The sequence below is a fragment of the Mycobacterium intermedium genome (genome assembly GCF_002086275.1).
Classification (GTDB): Bacteria; Actinomycetota; Actinomycetes; order Mycobacteriales; family Mycobacteriaceae; genus Mycobacterium; species Mycobacterium intermedium.
Map to the genome: position 1 here is coordinate 1 of NZ_MVHT01000211.1, position 2,065 is coordinate 2,065.

Here is a 2,065-nt window from a genome sequence, read left to right on the forward strand (position 1 = left end):
GTGGTACTGGGGCCAACGGTGCGGACGGGGTCTCTGCCGGCGGCAGTGGTGGTCACGGTGGTAGCGGCGGTGCCGGCGGCGCCGGCGGTGCCGGTGGTAATGGCGGTGCTGGTGGATTGGCGCCCGGCGGTATCGCGGGCAAGAGCGGGAACGGGGGTGCTGGCGGGATTGGGGGTGCGGCCGGTACCCCCGGTAACGGTGGCAGGGGTGGTGACGGTGATGCTGCCAATCCCCATGGTGGTGATGGTGGCATGGGTGGTGACCCGGGTGTTGCGGGTAAGGGTGGCGATGGTGGCGCCGCGGGGGGCCCCGGCGCAATCGCTGGGGCTAAGGGTCCTGATGGTGCCGCCGTCGTCAGTGGTGGCGATGGTGGTGACGGTGGGCATGGGTTCTATGGGGTGGTGCCGGGCGGTAGTGGTGGCCACGGCGGTAATGGGGGTAGGGGTGGAGCAGTCGGTAACGGCGGTAACGGCGGCTATGGGGGCAATGGTGCGGCCGGTGCTAGCGGCGCGCCGGGTACCGGCGCTTTCGGCGGTGCTGGCGGTGCTGGGGGTAACGGCGGTAGAGGCGGTGATGGGGTCAACGGCGGCCACGGTGGTATCGGCGGGGCCGGTGGCGCCGGTGGCGACGGCGCCGACGGTGCGAATGCGTCCTCGCCAGGCGGTTACGGAGGTGATGCTGGCAACGGTGGTGACGGGGGTGCCGGCGGTTTCGGCGGCGACGGTGGTAATTCCACTGCAGGGGGTGTGAACGGCAACGGTGGCGCGGGCGGGTTTGGTGGTGCCGCGGGGATGCCAGGTAATGGTGGTTGGGGCGCTGACGGTGATGCCGACAACCCCCATGGTGGACATGGCGGCAACGGCGGTAACCCCGGTGCTGTGGGCGTGGGCGGCCTCGGGGGTGCGGCGGGCATAGGAGGTGCTGGCGGGACCGCTGGGGTCCAGGGCACCGACGGTAACCCGGTCATCAGTGGGGGCCACGGTGGTGACGGTGGAAATGGCTTCTATGGGGTGCTGCCGGGCGCCAACGGCGGCCACGGCGGTAATGGGGGTCACGGTGGAGCGGTCGGTAACGGCGGTAACGGCGGCCACGGGGGCAACGGTGCGTACGGCGCTAGCGGTGTCAATCCTGGTGACAGCGGCGGGGCCGGCGGGGCCGGTGGTAACGGTGGTTTCGGTGGCAATGGGGTCAACGGAGGTCACGGTGGCGCCGGCGGGTTCGGTGGCTTCGGCGGCAATGGTGTGGGTGGCGCGGATGCGGTGTCCGCCGGTGGTCACGGCAACGATGGTGGCAACGGTGGTGACGGGGGTGCCGGTGGTTTCGGCGGCGCCGGTGGCAGTGCCGCTGGGGGTGTGGACGGTGACGGTGGCGCGGGCGGGTTCGGTGGGGCCGCGGGGATGCCCGGTGATGGCGGCAGGGGTGGTGACGGCGATGCCGGCACTCGCAACGGTGGGCATGGTGGTGACGGCGGTAACCCGGGTGCTGTGGGTGTGGGGGGTGACGGTGGTGCAGCGGGAGGCCCCAGCGGAGTCGCTGGGGCTAAAGGTGCTGATGGTCTCGCCGTCATCAGTGGTGGCCATGGTGGTGACGGTGGGCATGGATTTGCGGGTGATTTTCCGGTCATTAGTGGTGGTCACGGCGGTAATGGGGGTAATGGTGGAGCGGTCGGTAACGGCGGTGACGGCGGCCACGGCGGCAACGGTGGGGTCGGCGCCAGCGGCGCCCCGAATACCGGCTCCTTCGGCGGTCTCGGCGGGCCTGGGGGTAACGGCGGTAGAGGCGGCGATGGGGTCAACGGCGGCCACGGTGGTATCGGCGGGTCCGGTGGTGCCGGTGGCAACGGTGCCGACGGTGCGAGTGCGTCCTCGGCCGGAGATTTCGGCGGCAAGGGTGGCAACGGTGGCAAGGGGGGTAGTGGCGGTGCCGGTGGCGCCGGTGGCAACGCCGTTGCTGGGGGTGTGAATGGTGACGGTGGCGCGGGCGGGATCGGTGGTGCCGCGGGGATGCCCGGTAATGGCGGTCGGGGTGGTGACGGTGATGCCGGCACGCCCAATGGTGGGGATGG

Annotated in this window: 1 pseudogene; it reads left to right on the forward strand. The window is 71.2% G+C overall.

The features are described 5' to 3' along the window. Window positions 1–2,065, forward strand: a pseudogene (locus BST27_RS32885) (PE family protein); the annotation flags it as partial.